The 18,265-nt window shown below is 70.7% G+C and carries 16 protein-coding genes and 1 riboswitch; of the genes, 10 read left to right on the top strand and 6 right to left on the bottom strand.

The window, feature by feature from the left end; all coding sequences use genetic code 11:
- Nucleotides 1-339: a winged helix-turn-helix transcriptional regulator gene (locus ACK4YQ_RS15140; protein ID WP_409612308.1), complete on the bottom strand. Its 339-nt coding sequence runs from the start codon at nucleotides 337-339 to the stop codon at nucleotides 1-3.
- A gap of 118 nt (nucleotides 340-457) precedes the next feature.
- On the opposite strand from ACK4YQ_RS15140, the gene ACK4YQ_RS15135 reads away from it, so the two are divergent.
- Nucleotides 458-1,567 carry an SDR family oxidoreductase gene (locus ACK4YQ_RS15135; protein WP_409612306.1) on the top strand — a complete coding sequence of 370 codons (1,110 nt, stop codon included), beginning with the start codon at nucleotides 458-460 and terminating at the stop codon, nucleotides 1,565-1,567.
- 5 nt (nucleotides 1,568-1,572) lie between these two features.
- Here ACK4YQ_RS15135 and ACK4YQ_RS15130 read toward each other — a convergent pair whose 3' ends face one another.
- Nucleotides 1,573-3,222, bottom strand: coding sequence for a GNAT family N-acetyltransferase (locus tag ACK4YQ_RS15130; protein ID WP_409612304.1), 1,650 nt, complete (start codon nucleotides 3,220-3,222; stop codon nucleotides 1,573-1,575).
- Nucleotides 3,223-3,395: 173 nt separating this feature from the next.
- Here ACK4YQ_RS15130 and ACK4YQ_RS15125 point away from each other — a divergent pair, with 173 nt between their 5' ends.
- From ACK4YQ_RS15125 to ACK4YQ_RS15105, 5 genes are all read left to right on the top strand, one after another.
- Entirely contained in the window at nucleotides 3,396-4,619 is a 1,224-nt protein-coding gene (locus ACK4YQ_RS15125; protein ID WP_409612302.1) for an acyl-CoA dehydrogenase family protein, read from the top strand.
- Nucleotides 4,620-4,690: 71 nt separating this feature from the next.
- Nucleotides 4,691-5,902, top strand: a complete 1,212-nt coding sequence (locus ACK4YQ_RS15120; protein ID WP_409612300.1) for an acyl-CoA dehydrogenase family protein — start codon at nucleotides 4,691-4,693, stop codon at nucleotides 5,900-5,902.
- A 72-nt stretch (nucleotides 5,903-5,974) separates the two neighbouring features.
- Nucleotides 5,975-7,183: an acyl-CoA dehydrogenase family protein gene (locus tag ACK4YQ_RS15115; protein ID WP_409612298.1), complete on the top strand. Its 1,209-nt coding sequence runs from the start codon at nucleotides 5,975-5,977 to the stop codon at nucleotides 7,181-7,183.
- Nucleotides 7,184-7,227: 44 nt separating this feature from the next.
- Nucleotides 7,228-8,433: an acyl-CoA dehydrogenase family protein gene (locus tag ACK4YQ_RS15110; RefSeq protein WP_409612296.1), complete on the top strand. Its 1,206-nt coding sequence runs from the start codon at nucleotides 7,228-7,230 to the stop codon at nucleotides 8,431-8,433.
- An 82-nt stretch (nucleotides 8,434-8,515) separates the two neighbouring features.
- Nucleotides 8,516-9,643 (top strand): acyl-CoA dehydrogenase family protein, encoded by a 1,128-nt coding sequence (locus ACK4YQ_RS15105; RefSeq protein WP_409612294.1) that lies wholly within the window; start codon nucleotides 8,516-8,518, stop codon nucleotides 9,641-9,643.
- Between the two features lie 104 nt (nucleotides 9,644-9,747).
- Here ACK4YQ_RS15105 and ACK4YQ_RS15100 read toward each other — a convergent pair whose 3' ends face one another.
- Complete coding sequence (locus ACK4YQ_RS15100; RefSeq protein WP_409612293.1) at nucleotides 9,748-9,960, bottom strand: hypothetical protein; 213 nt, start codon at nucleotides 9,958-9,960, stop codon at nucleotides 9,748-9,750.
- 114 nt (nucleotides 9,961-10,074) lie between these two features.
- Between ACK4YQ_RS15100 and ACK4YQ_RS15095 the strand changes: the two genes are divergently transcribed.
- Complete coding sequence (locus tag ACK4YQ_RS15095; protein WP_409612291.1) at nucleotides 10,075-10,809, top strand: hypothetical protein; 735 nt, start codon at nucleotides 10,075-10,077, stop codon at nucleotides 10,807-10,809.
- A gap of 69 nt (nucleotides 10,810-10,878) precedes the next feature.
- Here the strand turns inward: ACK4YQ_RS15095 and ACK4YQ_RS15090 are convergent, their stop codons facing one another.
- The 3 genes from ACK4YQ_RS15090 to thiC form a co-directional block, all read right to left on the bottom strand.
- Nucleotides 10,879-11,940 (bottom strand): aspartyl/asparaginyl beta-hydroxylase domain-containing protein, encoded by a 1,062-nt coding sequence (locus ACK4YQ_RS15090; protein WP_409612289.1) that lies wholly within the window; start codon nucleotides 11,938-11,940, stop codon nucleotides 10,879-10,881.
- Between the two features lie 42 nt (nucleotides 11,941-11,982).
- On the bottom strand, nucleotides 11,983-12,789 hold the full coding sequence (locus tag ACK4YQ_RS15085; protein WP_409612287.1) for a class I SAM-dependent methyltransferase: 807 nt from the start codon (nucleotides 12,787-12,789) through the stop codon (nucleotides 11,983-11,985).
- A gap of 262 nt (nucleotides 12,790-13,051) precedes the next feature.
- Nucleotides 13,052-14,872: a phosphomethylpyrimidine synthase ThiC gene (gene thiC / locus ACK4YQ_RS15080; protein ID WP_409612286.1), complete on the bottom strand. Its 1,821-nt coding sequence runs from the start codon at nucleotides 14,870-14,872 to the stop codon at nucleotides 13,052-13,054.
- A 69-nt stretch (nucleotides 14,873-14,941) separates the two neighbouring features.
- A riboswitch (TPP riboswitch) is annotated at nucleotides 14,942-15,030 on the bottom strand.
- 131 nt (nucleotides 15,031-15,161) lie between these two features.
- Between thiC and ACK4YQ_RS15075 the strand changes: the two genes are divergently transcribed.
- From ACK4YQ_RS15075 to ACK4YQ_RS15065, 3 genes are all read left to right on the top strand, one after another.
- Nucleotides 15,162-15,557, top strand: coding sequence for an MAPEG family protein (locus tag ACK4YQ_RS15075; RefSeq protein WP_409612284.1), 396 nt, complete (start codon nucleotides 15,162-15,164; stop codon nucleotides 15,555-15,557).
- A 97-nt stretch (nucleotides 15,558-15,654) separates the two neighbouring features.
- Nucleotides 15,655-16,692, top strand: a complete 1,038-nt coding sequence (locus ACK4YQ_RS15070; RefSeq protein ID WP_409612282.1) for an NAD-dependent epimerase/dehydratase family protein — start codon at nucleotides 15,655-15,657, stop codon at nucleotides 16,690-16,692.
- On the top strand, nucleotides 16,689-18,182 hold the full coding sequence (locus tag ACK4YQ_RS15065) for a hypothetical protein (protein WP_409612280.1): 1,494 nt from the start codon (nucleotides 16,689-16,691) through the stop codon (nucleotides 18,180-18,182). Before ACK4YQ_RS15070 ends, ACK4YQ_RS15065 begins: the two co-directional genes overlap by 4 nt.
- Nucleotides 18,183-18,265 lie beyond the last annotated feature (83 nt).

Raw genomic sequence — 18,265 nt, 5'->3', positions numbered from 1 at the left:
CTACCCCACCTTGCGCCCAGTGGCCTGGCCCGGCTGCTGCGCCGGCCGCTGGGCCGCCCATTCGAGCAGGGCGTCGAGCGCCGGGCACATGCCGCGCCCCCACTCGGTCAGCCGGTACTCCACCTTGGGCGGAACCTGCGGATAGACCTTGCGCTCGACGATCCCGTCCTCTTCGAGGTCGCGCAACTGCTGGATGAGCATCTTCTGCGAGACGCCGGGGATCGCCCGCTCCAGCTCGGAGAAGCGAAGCACCTCGCGGTCGAACAGGTGGAAGATGATGACCATCTTCCAGCGCCCCTCAAGCATGCGGAACGCCGCCTCGACGCCCGTCGCCGCCATGTCGGGGGTGACGTCCTCAAGCTTACCTGTGGGTGAGTACCCCACATTTTTGTCGGTTGTTGCCATGCGCGCAGTATAGCGCCACTTCCAGGGCCTCCGCCACCCTCGAGCCCAGACCATGACCGTAAGACTTCCCGCCCCGATCGCGCGCTACTTCGAGGTCGCCGAAACGAACGACGCCGAGGCCGTCGCCGCCTGCTTCGCCCCCGCGGCTGTGGTCCGCGACGAGCAGCGCGTGCACACGGGCCGGGCGGCGGTCCGGGACTGGGCCGCCGAGGCGCGCAGCCGCTACAGCTTCCACGCCGAGCCGCGCAGCTTCGAGGCGCTCCCCGACGGCGGCGTCGTCACCGCCTGCCTGACCGGGACCTTTCCCGGCGGCCGCGCGGATCTGCGCTATCGGTTCCGGCTTGCGGACGGCCAGATCATCGACCTGGAGATTGTCCCACGGCCCCGCGAGGCCGAGTTCACCGGCCGCCGGGTGCTGGTGACGGGCGGCACCCAGGGGATCGGTGCGGCCGTCGCCAGGCGGCTTTCGGACGCCGGGGCGACGGTCTTCCTGACGGCGCGCGCCGCGCCGCAGGACCTGGCGCGGCCGGACCTCTTCCACCAGGCCGACCTGTCGAACCCCGACGCCCCGGCCGGCCTGGCCCAGGCCGTCATGGATCGCCTCGGCGGGGTGGACGTGATCGTCCACAACCTGGGCGGCTCGGCGGCGCCCGGCGGCGGCTTCGCGGCCCTGCAGGACGGCGACTGGGCCGACGCCCTCAATCTGAACCTCTTGTCGGCGGTGCGGCTCGACCAGCGGCTCGTGCCGGCCATGCTGGACCAGGGCTATGGCGTGGTCATCCACGTCAGCTCCATTCAGCGCCGCCTGCCGCTCTACGAATCCACGATCGCCTACGCCGCGGCCAAGGCCGCCCTCAGCAACTACAGCAAGGCGCTGTCCAACGAGGTGGGGCCGCGCGGCGTGCGGGTGCTCAGCGTCGCTCCAGGCTTCACCGAGACCCAGGCCGCGACCCGCATGATCGAGCGGCTGGCCGCGGCCGACGGCGGCGGGATCGAGGCGGCGCGCGAGGGCCTAGTGCGGGCCCTCGGCGGCATTCCGGTGGGCCGGCCGAACACGCCGGACGAGGTCGCAGACCTGATCGCCTTTCTCGCCAGCGACCGAGCCGCCACGCTCCACGGGGCCGAGTTCGTCATCGACGGCGGCGCGACGCCGACGGTCTGAGCCCCCTAGTCCTCCTCCCGCTTCGGCCGCTTGGCCAGGCCGGCCACGCCGCCGGAGCTCATCAGGCCCACGTCGGCCAGCAGGATGGGGATGGCCCACTTGTGGGCGGCGGCGATGTAGCGGGGCTGCCAGACCGGGTCGTACTTGTCCTTGTAGCGATAGACGCCCTGGAAATTGTACAGTTCCTCGGCCCGCTCGAAGGCCAGCCGCCCGACCCGGGACATGATCGGCGCCAGGGGCCGGTCCTCCAGCCCCGCCAGGGGCGCCATGCCGAAGTCGAAGGCCTGGTAGCCCTCGGCCCGGCCCCAGGCGATCAGCTCGACGAACAGGAAGTCCATGATGTTCTTCGGCGCCTCGTCCGAATAGCGCATCAGGTCCATGGAGAAGGCGGTCCTGGCCGCCGTGGTCCACAGGGTGGCGAAGGCGACGATGCGCCCCTCGCGCCGGACTACGGCCACCGGGAACTCGGCCACGTAGCGGGGGTGGAAGCCGCCCAGGGAAAAGCCCTTCTCGCCGCCGGCGTGGTGCGCCAGCCAGGCGTTGGACACCGCCTGCAGCTCGTCCATCACCGCCGCGGCGCCGCCGGGGGGCAGCACCTGAAAGCTCGCCCCCTCCTCGCCCACCTTGCGCCAGGCGCGGCGCAGGTTGCCGCGCTTGCGGCCCTCCAGGGAGAAGCTCTCCAGCGGCACGGCGGCGGATTCGCCCACCTTCTGGATGGAGAAGCCGAGCTCGACCACGTCGGGCAGGTCGTCGGCGCCGATGCCATAGATCCCCGGCCGCGCGGCGTGGGAATCGGCCAGCTCGCGGAAGCGCCACAGGAGCTCCAGCCGCTCCGCCCGCCGCCCTACCGGCGCCCCCAGGGCCACCCAGGAGCGGCCGCGCACGCCGAACATCAGGAAGCTTTCGCCGCTGGCCGAGAACAGGAAGCGCTTGTCGCCCAGGAGGGCCAGGTTCGAGCCGGGGTCGGCGGCCTGGGCGCTCGCCAGTATGGCCCGCACCCGGGCGAAGTCCGGATCGTCCTCCCCGGCCACCTTGGGCGTGGCGGTGGAGGCGAACAGCCGCCACAGGCCGAAGGCGAACAGGGCCAGCGCCGCACCGGCCCAGGCGCGCACCGCGCGCGCCGCGTCGGCGTCCACCATCACCTTCCACCAGGGCTGGTCGGCGTAGTCGGCGTGCTCGAACGACCACAGCCCCAGGAGCCCCGCGCCCACCACCGCCGCCGCCGCCGAGACCAGCCAGCCGGGGGTGATCTCCATCTGCGCCAGCCGCGCGCGCCGTGGGAAGGCCTGGCGGAACGGGGCCAGGAGCACGGCCACGGCGACCACCGCGGCGGTCTCCTCCCAGTTGATGCCCTTCAGCAGGGTCAGGGGCGCGGCGGCGGCCAGCACCGCCAGGGTCGCGGCCCAGGCCGCCCCCAGCCGCGCGCGCAGGCCGAAGGCCAGAAACACCAGGGCCAGCCCCAGCACGCTGGAGACGAAGTGGCTGATCTCGATCAGCTCGACCGGGGTGAACGCCATCAGCCGCATCAGGCGCACCGGCACCGAGGGGGTGGCGGCCGAGGCCACCAGCATCACCCCGATCGCCAGGGTCGCCATGGCGCCGGCCATCGGGGCGGCGGCCAGGGCCGCCGGCTTCAGCTCGCGTGCGAGGCGCATGGTCGTCCGTCGTTGCGGCCGCCGGGAGCGGCGTCGCCACAGCTATAGACCGATTTGCCTTCCGGTCCTTTGCGCGCCGCGTCAAACAAGTGTTCGCGCCGCCCTTGCCCTGGCGACCGCCGACGCTAAGGTGGCGGCGATTTTGGTCCGACAGTTGTTTCAGGGAGGACGCGATGGCCGACTTCGGCGGCGGTGATCTGGACGCCTTCCGCGCCGAGACGCGCGCGTGGCTCGAAGCCAACTATCCCGCGGAGCTCCGCGACCCCAAGGCCGCGACCGACCCGGAGGCGACCTGGGGCGGGCGCAAGTTCGTCGGCAGCGACAATCCCCAGATCGTCTGGATGCGCCGCATGGCCGAGAAGGGCTGGACCGCCCCGACCTGGCCCCGTGAATACGGCGGCGGGGGCCTCAGCCCGCAGGAGGCCCGCGTCCTCGACCAGGAGCTGGCGGCGGGCCGCTACCGCGCGCCACTCGCCTCCTTCGGCGTCTGGATGCTGGGCCCGGTCCTCCTGGAGTACGCCAGCGAGGAGCAGAAGCGCGAGCACCTGCCGAAGATCATCAGGGGCGAGATCCGCTGGTGCCAGGGCTATTCGGAGCCGGGCGCGGGCTCCGACCTGGCGGGCCTGCAGACCAAGTGCGAGGACAAGGGCGACCACTGGCTGATCAACGGCCAGAAGATCTGGACCTCCTACGCCGACAAGGCCGACTGGTGCTTCTGCCTGGTGCGCACCGACACCTCCAAGAAGCACGAGGGCATCTCCTTCGTGCTGATCGACATGGCCTCGCCGGGGGTGGAGACCCGCCCGATCCCGCTGATCAGCGGCGAGAGCCCCTTCTGCGAAACCTTCTTCACCGACGTGAAGGTCCCGAAGGGGAACATGGTCGGCCGGCTGAACGGCGGCTGGGAGATCGCCAAGCGCCTCCTGCAGTACGAGCGCCAGAACATCTCCGCCGGCTTCGGCGGCGGCGGCAGCGCCGGCGGGACCTCCGGCGACCTCGGCCAGATGGCCAAGGCCTACCTGGGCGTCGACGAGACCGGCCGCCTGGCCGACGCCGACCTGCGCGCGCGCATCACCAGGAACAAGATGGACTTCGCCTGCTTCTACCAGACGATCGCCCGCTCGGCGGCCGAGTCCAAGGCCGGCAACGGCCCCAGCGCGACCACCTCCATCATCAAGTACGCCGCCGCCGAGTTCGCCAAGGAGCGCTCGGAGCTGATGATCGAGCTGATGGGCGCCCAGGGCCTGGGCTGGGAGGGCGAGACCTTCGCCCCCGGCGAGATCATGGCCGTGCGCGGCTGGCTGCGGGCCAAGGCCAACTCCATCGAGGGCGGCACCTCGGAGGTGAACCTCAACGTCATTTCCAAGCGGGTGCTGGGCCTGCCGGACCCGAAATAATACCGACCGGCCGCCGTCCTATTGTTCGGGCGGCGGCTCCAACCTGACCATTTCTGACGAAGGCGATTTCCATGGCTGACTTCGGCGGCGCCGATCTCGAGGCCTTCCGCGGCGAGGCGAGGGCCTGGCTCGAGGCGAACTTCCCCAGGTCCCTGCGGGAGAACCCCGGCGCCCAGCTCGCCGCCTCCATGGGCGGCCAGGAGAGCGAGGACGCCCGCCGCTGGCGCGAGGCCATGGGCGCCAAGGGCTGGGGCACGCCCACCTGGCCGGCCGAGTACGGCGGCGGCGGGCTCAGCCGCCAGGAAGCCCGGGTGCTCGGCGAGGAGATGGCCGCGATCGGCGCGCGCAACCCGATCGGCGGCATGGGCGTGATGATGTTCGGCCCGACCCTGATCGAGTACGGGACCGAGGCGCTGAAGCGCCAGCACCTGCCCGGCATCATCAAGGGCGAGGTGCGCTGGTGCCAGGGCTACTCCGAGCCCGGCTCCGGCTCGGACCTGGCCTCCCTGCAGACCCGCGCCGAGGACAAGGGCGACCACTACCTCGTCAACGGCCAGAAGATCTGGACCTCCGGCGCCAACCTCGCCGACTGGTGCTTCTGTCTGGTGCGCACCGACACCACCAGGAAGCACGAGGGGATCAGCTTCCTCCTGATCGACATGAGAACCCCGGGCGTGGAGGTTCGGCCGATCCTGCTGATCAACGGCACCTCGCCGTTCTGCGAGACCTTCTTCACCGACGTGAAGGTGCCCAAGGACCAGCTCTTCGGCCCGCTGAACGGCGGCTGGACCGTGGCCAAGCGCCTTCTGCAGTTCGAGCGCGACAACATCTCCGCGGCCCTCGGCTCGGGCAACCTCGCCACCGCCCAGGCGGCCAAGCGGGTGGACGAGGCGGCCAGGGACTACGTCGGCGTGGACGAGGCCGGCCGCCTGGCCGACGCAGACCTTCGCCGGCGCATCACCGAGCACCTGATGGAGAACCGCGCCTTTCAGCTCACGGTGCGCCGCGCGGCCGACGAGGCCAGGTCCAACCAGGGCCCCTCGGCGGCCACCTCCATCATGAAGTACGCCGGGGCCAAGATCGCCCAGGACCGCACCGAGCTGATGATCGAGCTGATGGGCCACCAGGGCCTGGGCTGGGACGGCGAGGGCTTCGAGGGCGGCGAACTGGGCGCGGTGCGCGCCTGGCTGCGGGCCAAGGCCAACTCCATCGAGGGCGGCACGTCGGAGATCAACCTCAACGTCGTGTCCAAGCGGGTGCTCGGCCTGCCGGACCCGAAGTGAGCAGGACTCCCCCGGAACCATACTCTGTGCTATAAAGAAGCATAATATTTTGAATTATAGGGAGAATTTCTGATGGCCGACTTCGGCGGCGCCGATCTGGACGCCTTCCGCGCCGAGGCGCGCGACTGGCTCGAGGCGAATTTCCCGGCCTCCCTGCGCGGCGACCGCGCGGCGCTGGAAGCCATGGTGTTGAGCCCGGCCAAGCCGGAGGGCGACTTCGCCGTCTGGAAACAGCGCGTCGGCGAAAAGGGCTGGGGCGTGCCCACCTGGCCGAAGTCCCTGGGCGGCGGCGGCCTGTCGGCGGCCGAGGCCCGTGTCCTGGCCGAGGAGATGGGCCGCATCGGCGCGGTCAATCCGATCGTCGGCATGGGCGTGAACATGTTCGGCCCCACCCTCCTCGAATACGGCACCGAGGAGCAGAAGAAGCGCTACATCCCCGACATCGCCCTCGGCAAGGTACGCTGGTGCCAAGGCTTCTCCGAGCCGGGCGCAGGGTCGGACCTGGCGTCCCTGCAGACCAAGGCCGAGGACAAGGGCGACCACTTCCTGGTCAACGGCCAGAAGATCTGGACCTCCGGCGGCCAGTACGCCGACATGATCTTCTGCCTGGTGCGCACCGACACCACCCGCAAGCACGAGGGCATCTCCTTCGTGGTCTTCTCCATGCGCCAGCCCGGCGTCGAAGTGCGGCCGATCAAGCTGATCGCCGGCCACTCGCCCTTCTGCGAGACCTTCTTCACCGACGTGAAGGTGCCCAAGGAGAACCTGATCGGCCCGCTGAACGGCGGCTGGACGGTGGCCAAGCGCCTCCTGCAGCACGAGCGCTCGGGCATGGGCGGCCGCGCCGGCGCCGGCGCCAAGGCCGAGTCCCTGGGACTTCTGGCCAAGAAGTACGTGGGCGAGGACGCCCAGGGCCGCCTGGCCGATTCCGACCTGCGCACCCGCATCGTCATGAACGAGATGGACAACCGTGTGGTCTCGCTGACCGTCCGCCGCGCCGCCCAGGAGGCCAAGGGCAACTCCGGCCCCTCGGCGGCCACCTCGATCATGAAGAACGCCAACATGAAGGCCGTGCAGGAGCGCGCCGAGCTGACCCTCGAGGTCATGGGCGCCCAGGGCCTGGGCTGGGAGGGCGCGGAGTTCACCGAGTCCGAACTGGCCGCGGTGCGCGGCTGGCTCGCCGGCAAGGCGGGCTCGATCTACGGCGGCTCCAACGAAGTGCAGAACAACATCATCGCCAAGCGCATCCTGGGCCTGCCCGACCTCACGCAAGCGCACTAGGGTGAGGCCGGCGCCCACTCGGATTTTCAAGGAGACTTTTTCACATGGCTGATTTCGGCGGCGACATCGACGCCTTCCGCACCGAGGTGCGCGACTGGGTGGAGGCCAACTTCCCGGCCTCCCTCAAGGGGCGACCCAACCCCATGATGCGCGAAGAGCGCCAGACCCCGACCGCGGACCAGGATGCCTGGCGCAAGGCGGTCGGCGAGAAGGGCTGGGGCACGCCCACCTGGCCGAAGCAGTACGGCGGCGGCGGCCTGTCCCCCGCCCAGGCCCGGGTGATCCAGCAGGAGTTCGGCCGCGCCGGCGCCTACAACCCCATCGGCGGCATGGGCGTGATGATGTTCGGCCCGACGCTGCTGGAGTACGGCACCGAAGAGCAGAAGATGGAGCACATCCCGCCGATCTGCCGCGGCGAGATCCAGTGGTGCCAGGGCTTCTCCGAGCCGGGCGCCGGCTCCGACCTCGCCTCGCTGCAGACCAAGTGCGAGGACAAGGGCGACCACTACCTGATCAACGGCCAGAAGATCTGGACCTCGGGCGCCCAGTGGGCCGACTGGTGCTTCTGCCTGGTGCGCACCGACACCTCCAAGAAGCACGAGGGCATCTCCTTCGTCCTCTTCACCATGCACCAGCCGGGCGTCGAGGTGCGGCCGATCAAGCTGATCGCCGGCAACAGCCCCTTCTGCGAAACCTTCTTCACCGACGCCCGCGCCGAGAAGAAGGATCTGGTCGGCCCGCTCAACGGCGGCTGGACCATCGCCAAGCGCCTCCTGCAGCACGAGCGTTCGGGCCTGTCCGGCGCCGGCGGCGGCGGCCAGTTCGGCGGCGCCAAGCCCCTGCCCAAGCTCGCCAAGGAATATGTGGGCGAGGACGAGACCGGCCGCCTGGCCGACACCGACCTGCGCACCCGCATCATCATGAACGAGATCGACGGCCGCGCCTTCCAGCAGACCGCCGTGCGCGCGATGATGGAAGCCAAGGGCAATTCCGGCCCCTCCGCCGCCACCTCGATCATGAAGAACGCCGGCACCCGCTGGATGCAGGACAAGGCCGAGCTGACCCTGGAGATCATGGGCTATCAGGGCCTGGGCTGGGAGGGCGAAGCCTTCAAGCCCGAGGAGCTGACCGCCGTGCGCAGCTGGCTCGGCGGCAAGGCCACCACGATCTACGGCGGCAGCCAGGAAGTGCAGAACAACATCATCTCCAAGCGCATCCTCGGCCTGCCCGACCTGACGCAGTCCAAGTGAACCCATAAGAGGCCGCCGGTCCCCTGCGGGGCGATGGCGGCCTCACCGACACCATTCGAGATTTGATAGGGAAAAGAGACAAATGGCCGTTCTGACCGAAGAACAGAGCATGCTCCGCGACGCCGCCAAGAGCTGGGTCCAGGAGAAGAGCCCCGTCACCGCCTTCCGCAAGATGCGCGATTCCGGCGCCCCGCTCGGCTACGACGTCGACGCGTGGAACGAGCAGGCCGAGATGGGCTGGGCCGGCGTGATCATCCCCGAGGACTTCGGCGGGTCGAACTTCGGCTACCTGTCCATGGGCCTGATCCTGGAGGAGATGGGGCGCACCCTCACCGCCTCCCCGCTGCTGGCCTCGGGCCTGGCCGCCGCCAGCGCCCTGATCCTCGGCGGCTCCGACGCCCAGAAGGGCGAATGGCTGCCCAAGATCGCCGACGGCTCGCTGGTCGCCACCCTGGCGGTGGACGAGGGCCCGCACCACGCCCCTGAAAAGGTGGCCCTGAAGGCCGAGAAGTCGGGCTCGGGCTACAAGCTGACCGGCAAGAAGACCTTCGTCCTCGAAGGCCCGGCCGCCGGCCTGTTCATCGTCTCGGCCCGCACCTCGGGCAAGCCGGGCGACACCGATGGGATCAGCCTGTTCCTGGTCAAGGCCGACGCCGCCGGCGTCACCAAGCAGAACCTGAAGCTGGCCGACAGCCGCGGCGTCTCCAACGTCGAGTTCAACGGCGCCGAGGGCGAGCTGCTGGGCGAGGAAGGCAAGGGCTGGCCGGTTCTGGAAGCCACCCTCGACCGGGCTCGCGCCGGCGTCTGCGCCGAGATGCTGGGCGCCGCGGTCCAGGCCTTCGAGACCACTCTCGACTACCTGAAGACCCGCGTGCAGTTCGGCCAGGTGATCGGCTCGTTCCAGGCCCTGCAGCACCGCGCGGCCAAGATGTTCACCGACCTCGAACTGGCCCGCTCGGCCGTCGAAGCGGCCCTCCAGGCCATCGACGCCGGCAACCCGGACGTGCCGGAGCTGGTCTCCCTGGCCAAGGCCAAGATGGGCGACACCTTCCACCTCGTCTCCAACGAGATGGTGCAGATGCACGGCGGGATCGGCATGACCGACGCCCACGACGCCGGCTTCTACCTCAAGCGCGCCCGCGCCTGCGAAGCCGCCTTCGGCTCCCAGGGCTACCACCGCGACCGCTACGCCCGCATCCAGGGCTACTGAGGACGACAGGCGCCGGCGCCCGCCGGGCCCCGCGCGCCAGCCGTCTCCGAACCTTCGAAACCCCTTCGGCGGAAACGCCGGAGGGGTTTTTCCTTGGCCCCGCCTCAGCGGCCGAACAGCAGGAACAGGCTCGCCCCGACGCAGCTCGCCCAGGCCGTCAGCCACAGGGTCAGCCACAGCCGCGTGCGATCGGGACTGTGCGTGCGCGGCAGGCGGCGCGAGGCCGCCCGGAACCGCGCGTTCAGCCGCGCGAGCCGCGCCTCGGCGCCGGGGCCTTCGAGACGTCGTTCGCGGGTCAGCCGTTCGGGGTCAGCCATGGCCCGATGCTGCCCGCCGCCGGCTAAGAGGGGGTTATCCGCCTGCATTGCCAACCGCCCGCTCCGGCGCCTAGCCTGGCCCGAAGTCGCCGCCCGGCGTCCGAGGGAGCCGCCATGATCCAGGCGTCGATCGATCACCTCCCGCTCTACGCCGCCGACCTCGGCCGCCTTGCCGCCGGCTTCGAGCGGCTCGGCTTCACGGTCTCGCCCCTGGCCCGCTATGTCGATCCGGAGGGGCGCGACGGCCCCTGGCCCAGCCGCGGCGTCTTCCTGGAACGGGGCTGGTTCGATCTTCAGCGGGCGGACCGCGCGCCGCCCCACGCCCTCTACGAGCCCAAGGCCTGCCTTCTGCGCGTGGACGCCCTGGACGCGGCGCGCGCGGCCCTCGCCCATCTGCGCACTGATCCGCCCTACCGCCTGGAGCGCTGGTGGGCCGCAAGCCCCGGCGAGGGCTTCGAGCTCTTCAACCTGCGCGAACGGGTCGCGCCCCTGCCGATGGCGCTGATCGCCCACGCCGAGCCCATGGGCGACGTGGACGCCGCCTGGCGGCTCCACGCCAACGGCGCGTCTTGCCTGTCGCGCCTCGTCTTCGGCGGGGCCGAGCCGGGCCCCGGGGCCGACGCGGTCTCCAAGGCCATGGACCTTTCGGCCTTCGCCTATCTGGCGGCGGACGAGTTTGCGCCCCGGTTCGGCGCGGCTCGCCTGGCGCTGGTCGTCAAGACCGCGTCCCTCGACGCCGCCGCCCGCGCCCTGGCCGACGGCGGCCTGACGTTCAGCCCCCACGCCGGCGGCCTAGACGCCCCCGCCCAGGCCCCCTTCGCCTGCGGCTGGCGCTTCGAGCCGGCTTGACCACGCGCCGAAGGTCCGCCAGCCGGACCTCCGCAGCTCCGCTTGAGCCGCCCGTCCCCGCCGGCGCGGTCAATAGCCGCTGGACGCCGCCGGCCGCCCGGGCCGGCGCAACAGCTTCAGCACCGGCGCCAGCCGGGCGCTCGCCGAGTAGAACTCCGGCGCGCGCAGGCGCATGGTCAGCCGCAGGCGCCGCCCGCCGCGCACCACGTCGAGCTGCGCCGCCTCGCCGGCGCCGTACTGCATGTAGAGGTGGTCGAGGGCGGTGCGCGACAGGTGGCTTCGGTCCGCCCCGTTCACCGCATAAAGCACATCCCCTACCCGCAGCGGCGAATAGGCGGTCAGCACCGCCCGCCGCTTCAGCCCCGTGACCCGGGTGGCGAAGCCCTCCGGGTCCAGCCCCAGCGCCGCCGCCTCCGCCGCCGTCAGCGGCTCGCCCGTGGCGAAGGGATAGTTGCGCCGCGCCTGGCCGGTGGCCGCCCAGCGCGCCGGGTCCGGCTCGCCCGGATCCCACTCGGCCGCCTGCATCAGCGCCGCCAGCTTCGGGTTCGGCTGCACGTCGATGATCATGTGCACCCGGCTCTGCCCGCCGTTGGAGACCGAATGGATGACCTGGTTGTCGAAGGTCCAGGCCTCGCCGACCTCCAGGTGCTTGGAGCGTCCCTCCGACAGCAGCACCGCCTCGGGATTGGTCACCAGGGGGATGTGGATGCGCACGGTGCGCACCCAGGCCTCGCGGTCGTCCACGTGCTGGCGGGTGATGCCGTAGGGCTTGGTGCGGAAGATGAAGGCGTAGACCGCCCCGCCCAGCGGCCCCTCCGGCGCCAGCAGCGAGGCGATGTACGGCAGGCGCTCCAGCACCGGGCTGTTGGCGACGGCCTCGGTGGTGAAGTCGTCCTTGCGCCCGTTCTGGCCGCCGCGCAGCAGCACCATGTCCACCGAACAGTGCACGTCCCAGTGGCTGGCGCCCCAGGCCTCCGGCGGGATCGCGGCGAACTCGGCCAGCAGCCGCGGGGTGTCCACCTCCAGCGGCAGCTTGAGGAAGGACCGCTTGCGGCAGGCCTGGGCCAGGGCCTGCGCCTCGGCCGCCCCTTCGGCGTCTGCGGTCTCGTGGGTACGCTCCAGAACCTGCATCAGGCGCCTCCCTTGCGCGCCCCGCTCGGCGGGGCTGGTCCGTTAGGCCGCCGCCTCTATGGCGCGCGGCTCGCTCATGCTGGATTCGGCCGCCCCGCGGTGGAATCGCCAGAAGCGCCGCTTGCGCCAGTCGCCGTGGCTCTCGTCGTTCCGATGGGGCCAGTCGTAGATGTACATGTTCTTGTGGTTCAGATCGGCGGTGAAGTGCCGGTCGGCGGCGAAGCCGCGCTCGGCCGCCAGCCGCTCCACATAGAAGGGCGAGGGCCGGCTGCCGACGCCGTGCAGCGACTGCTCGGCCACCTGCGCCGGCTCGGGCACATAGAGGATGCGCTCCGGGTCGGTGGAATCGCAGACCACCGACTCCAGCACGACCTCGTCGGCCAGGTCGAAGCAGCGGGCCATGTGCGCGTCCACCTCGCGGATGTGGTAGAGCAGGCCGAAGTGGATGATCAGGTCGAAGCGGCCGTACTGGGAGAAGTCGCCCTCCAGGTCGCACTGGGCGATCGTCAGGCGCGGCACGTCGCGGTGCTTCAGCCGCGCGAAGGTCACCGTCTCCTGGCGGCCCTCCAGGCAGACCACCTCGGCGCCGAGGTCGGCGAAGAAGGCGCCGATGTCAGACAGGCCCGAACCCAGCTCCAGCACCCGCTTGCCGGCGAACCAGTCGACACCGTAGAGCTCAAGGAGCTTGTTGATGCGCTTGGTGCGCCAGTCGGCGTAGCTGACCGCGAAGATGGCGTCGTCGCGGGTGGCGAGGCTCAAGGTCACATGCCGATCGACCGGCGACATGTGGCCGGTGAAGACCAGCAGCTGGAAGCGCTCGAACACCCGCGGCACCCGAAAAAGATTCACCCCAGCCTGAAAGGCGGCGCCCATGCGGCGCCGTGCACGCGAAAACATCCCAGAACCCCCGTCGCAGTAAGAGGTTTACGCAAACCTACAGGTACGCCGCGCCCGCCCAAGGGCGGCGCCGAAGCGCCGCGCGCAGGTGCGGCGCTATCTCAGATTGCACGACCTTAGTTCGCCGATTCTCGTTACACAACGTGGGATTTAAGCTTGACCGTAGATCAACTGCGCCGGGGACGCCGCGGGCGCCCCCGGCGGGGCGGTCGGCCTACTTCACCGGCACGTCGATCTCGCCGACCTCTCGGAACTTCTGGGCCATCTCGACCATGCCGGCCTCAGCGACGTCGTTCTGGGCGCGCGCGGCGTCGCGGATGTCCTGGCTGATCTTCATCGAGCAGAACTTGGGCCCGCACATCGAGCAGAAGTGGGCGGTCTTGTGCGCCTCCTTCGGCAGGGTCTCGTCGTGGTATTCGCGCGCCGTCTCCGGATCGAGGCCCAGGTTGAACTGGTCCTCCCAGCGGAACTCGAAGCGCGCCCGCGACAGGGCGTCGTCCCAGGTGCGGGCGGCCGGATGGCCCTTGGCCAGATCCGCGGCGTGGGCGGCGATCTTGTAGGTGATCACCCCGGCCTTCACGTCCTCGCGGTCGGGCAGGCCCAGATGCTCCTTGGGGGTGACGTAGCAGAGCATCGCCGTGCCGAACCAGCCGATCATCGCCGCCCCGATGGCGCTGGTGATGTGGTCGTATCCGGGCGCCACGTCGGTGGTCAGCGGGCCGAGCGTGTAGAACGGCGCCTCGCCGCAGTGCTTGAGCTGCTCGTCCATGTTGGCCTTGATCTTGTGCATCGGCACGTGGCCGGGGCCCTCGATCATGGTCTGCACGTCGTGCTTCCAGGCGATCTTCGTCAGCTCGCCCAGGGTGCGCAACTCGGCGAACTGGGCCTCGTCGTTGGCGTCGGCGATCGAGCCGGGGCGCAGGCCGTCGCCCAGGCTGAACGAGACGTCGTAGGCGGCCATGATCTCGCAGATCTCCTCGAACCGCTCGTAGAGGAAGTTCTCGCGGTGGTGGGCCAGGCACCACTTGGCCATGATCGAGCCGCCGCGGCTGACGATGCCGGTGGTCCGCTTCGCCGTCAGCGGGATGAACGGCAGGCGCACGCCGGCGTGGATGGTGAAGTAGTCGACCCCCTGCTCGGCCTGCTCGATCAGGGTGTCGCGGAAGACCTCCCAGGTCAGGTCCTCGGCCACCCCGCCCACCTTCTCGAGGGCCTGGTAGATCGGCACCGTGCCGATCGGCACCGGGCTGTTGCGGATGATCCAATCGCGGATGTTGTGGATGTTGCGCCCGGTGGACAGGTCCATCACCGTGTCAGCGCCCCAGCGGATGGCCCAGACCATCTTGTCCACTTCGTCGGCCACCTGGGACAGCACGGCCGAGTTGCCGATGTTGGCGTTGATCTTGACCAGGAAGTTGCGCCCGATCGCCATCGGCTCGAGCTCGGTGTGGTTGATGTTGGCCGGGATGATGGCGCGCCCGCGGGCCACTTCGCCCATCACGAACTCCGGCGTGACGAAGTCGGGGATCTCCGCGCCGAAGCCCTCCCCGTCGCGGATGAAGGCCTGGCCCTGCTCGCGCCGCAGGTTCTCGCGGATCGCCACGTACTCCATCTCCGGCGTCACGATCCCGCGCCGGGCATAGGCCATCTGTGTCACCGCCCGTCCGGCCTTGGCGCGATAGACCCGGCGCGGCGCTGTGAACTGCGGGGCCAGGTGCTTGCCCTGGGCGAAGCCGTTGTCCTCCGGCTTCACCTGCCGCGGCTCGGCCACGAGGTCGAGGTCGCCCCGGGAAACGACCCAGGGCTCGCGGGTCCTGGGCAGGCCCGCCTCGATGTCGATCTTCACGGCCGGGTCGGTGTAGGGCCCCGAGGAGTCGTAGAGGGTGAGCGCCGGCTCCCCCGCGCTCGGGTGCACCGCCACTTCGCGGAACGGCACGCGGATGTCTGGCCACAGGACGCCGGGCTGGAAGACCTTCTTCGAACCCGGGCGCTCGCCCGTGGGGATGGCGTTGTCGATAGGCGTCTGGATGTTCACCGGGCGGGCTCCTTGCGGCTCGGCCGGGACCACCTTGCGATGGAAAGCGGGCGCCCGGGGGCGCCCCCGTCCTTCCCTTCGCCGGCATGACCCGGATCAGGTTCTACGGGTCGCGGGCTCACCCGCCTCTCAGCCGCTCCGGCGCGGCCCCCCGAGGATGGGCGAACACTAGGCGCGAATGCGAGCCAATGAAAGCGTCGCCGCATGCGCCTTGGTCAACTTGACGGGCGCGCCCCGGCGCCCTCCGGTAACGCGGTTACGCAAGAATGAACGCCTAAGGGGGGCGCCCATGACCATTGAACTGAAGATGCTGGCCTGGACCCTGGTCCTGGCCTTCGTGCAGATCCTGCTGTTCGACGTGGCCCGCACCAGCCAGTACGGCCTGAAGTGGAACACCGGCCCGCGCGACGAGGCCATGCCGCCGCTCTCGGCCCGGGCCGAGCGGCTGAGCCGCGCCCAGGCCAATCTGTTCGAGACCCTGCCGCTGTTCGCCGGCTTCATCCTGATCGGCCACGTGGCGGGAATCCACACGGCCAACACCGCCCTGGGCGCGCAGATCTACTTCTGGGGCCGGGTCGCCTATGTGCCGCTCTACGCCTTCGGGGTGCGCAACATCCGCTCCCTGGTCTGGCTGGTCAGCCTGGCCGGCCTCGTGATGACGGCGATCCCGGTGCTCACGGCCTGATCGGGCCGCCGCGTCAGACATCTTTAACGGGGCAAGCCCTATCCATCCCACCATCAGGGGTTGAGCCTGAGCGGCCGACCGAGCGATGGAGAGGCCGATGGCCAGGGTGATGGTGACCGGCGGCTCGGGCTTTCTCGGCTCGCTGCTGGTGGAGCGGCTGCTGAATGACGGCCACGAGGTCGTCAGCATCGACCTGCTGCCCAATCCGGTGGCTCATCCGCGGCTGGAGGCCGTCGTCGGCGACATCCGCGACCGCCGCGCCCTCGACGCCCTGTTCGCCCGGGCGCGGCCCGAGGTGGTGTTCCACTGCGCCGCCCTCCTGGCCCACGGCCGGATCGACGAGCGGCAGGTGTGGTCCTCCAATGTCGAGGGCACGGCCGTTCTCGCCGACGCCATGGCCGCGGCGGGCGTGTCGCGCATCGTCTACACCTCCAGCAACTGCCTGTGGGGCCACGGCTTCGACCACCCGGTGACCGAGGACGAGCCGCCCGCCCCGGTGGAGCTCTACGGCCGCAGCAAATGGGAGGGCGAGACCATCCTCCTGGATCATCCCGCCGGCCTGACCGCCTCGGTGATCCGCTGCCCGACCATCATTGACGAGGGCCGGCTCGGCCTCTTGGCCATCCTGTTCGAGTTCATCGCCGAGGGCCGCCGGGTCTGGACCGTCGGCGGCGGGCGCAACCGCTACCAGTTCATCTACGCCGCCGACCTGATCGAGGCGATGCTCAAGGCCTGGCGCGCCTCGGCGCGGGGCGTGTTCGGCATCGGTTCGGACAACGTGACCACCCTGCGCGAAACCTTCGAGGAGGTGATCGCGGGCGCCGGGGCGGACGCGCGCATCGGCGTGCTGCCCAAGGCGCCGACCCTGGCGGCCATGCGCCTGGCCCACGTCCTGCGGATCTCGCCGCTGGGCCCCTACCACTACCGGATGATCGCCTCGGACTTCGTGTTCGACACCAGCCGCATCAAGGCGACGCTCGACTGGCGCCCGACCCTGACCAACGGCGAGATGCTGCTCAAGGCCTACCGCTACTACCACGCCAACCGGCGCGAGATCGCCGGGCGCAAGGACGTGTCGGCCCATCGCCAGTCCGCCCGCATGGGCGTCATCCGCGTGCTCAAGTGGGTTTCATGACGCCGCAGGCGGCGCGGCGGCTGTGGAAGCCCGCCGTCCTGGTCCTTCTCGCCGTCTGGCTGCTGGCGGTCGGCGCGCGCCACGAGCCCTGGGCCGACGAGGCGCAGGCCTGGCTTCTGGCGCGCGACAGCGGCCTGGTCGAGCTGCTGGCCACGCGGGTGCGCTACGAGGGCACGCCGCCGCTCTGGCACCTTGTGTTGTGGCTCTGCATCCGCGGCGGCCTGGCCTACGAGCAGATCCACCTGGTCTCCAGCGCCTGCGCCCTGGGCGGCGCGGCCATCATCCTCTGGCGCGCCCCGTTCCCGCCCCTGCTGCGCGTCCTGCTCGTCGCCTCCTATTTCCCCGCCTACCAGTTCGCCGTCGTCGCCCGCAGCTATGCGCTGGACCTGCTGCTGCTGCCGGCGCTGGCGAGCCTGTTCGCGGCGCGCAAGGACCGTCCGCTCGCCTACGCGGGCCTGATCGGGCTCCTGGCCCTCAGCAACGCCCACAGCTTCGTCATCGCCGGCCTGCTCGGCCTGGAGTTCGCCTGGACGCTGCTGCGTTCGGGCGCCTTGCGCGCCCGCCGGGGCTGGGGCGCGCTGGCGCTGGCCGGCGGCCTTGGACTTCTGGCGGCGGCGAGCGCCTGGCAGCCGGCGGACAACGGCTTCGCCATCACCGGCCAGGAGAAGCCCCCGGTTGCGATCGGCGCGCGCTATCTGGCCGAGGCCCTGATCGACCGGCCGCTGTTCCTGTCCCGCGACGCGCCGCGGACCGGGGACGTGCTGCAGGGGCTCGGCCTCAGCCTGGCCGCGCTGGCGATCTCCTGGGCGGCGCTCGTGCGCGCAGGACGGGGCCTGCTCGCGACCGCCGTCCTGGGCGGGCTTCTCGCCTTCTCGGTGCTGGTCCACTCGGCGGTCTGGCACGCGGGCCTGTTCTTCCTGGCCTGGGTCTTCCTGCTCTGGATCTCCTGGCCGGGCCTGCGCGAGGCCGACCGCATCCGTCCGCTGGTCACGGCCGCCCTCGCCGCCGTGCTGGCCGTACAGACCGGCCAGGCCGCCATGACCGGCCTTTGGGACCTGCGCGCCACCTATTCGCCGGGCCTGGCCGTGGCCGACGCCATCGCCGCCTGGCGCCGGACGCAGCCGCAGGACGGCCGCGTCGCCGTGGCCGGCTTCAAGGCCTTCTCGGTGCAGTCGGGCTTCTCCGCGAACGTCTTCGCCAATTACGAAGGCGGCGCCCCCTCCCCGGCCTATGTGCTCTGGAACGGGGGCCACAACTGGCGGACCGCCTACGCGCGACGGGAGGCCCTGCGCGCCTTCGCCGACGGCTATGGGCTGGTGGTGGTCTCGCGCATGAACATGACGCCGGCCGACCTGGCGGCTGTTCGCGCCGGCGCCTTGCAGGGCGGCTATCGCGAATCCCTCCACCCCGGCCAGCTGATGTGGAAGAACTACGCTCGCGAAGATGAGACCCTGATGGTGTTCCGGCGAGCCGATCGCCCCGCCGACTGACGCAAATCGCGGGGGATGACGGCCCGGCCGATGCGCCCGGCCCGTGGCCTGTGCTAGGGCCTCCGCCAGAGGAGTGCCTTCAC

This window comes from Phenylobacterium sp. (genome assembly GCF_046291545.1).
Classification (GTDB): Bacteria; Pseudomonadota; Alphaproteobacteria; order Caulobacterales; family Caulobacteraceae; genus Phenylobacterium.
Note: the sequence above shows the minus strand (reverse complement) of the source record. Positions and strands in the feature narration are given on the sequence as shown.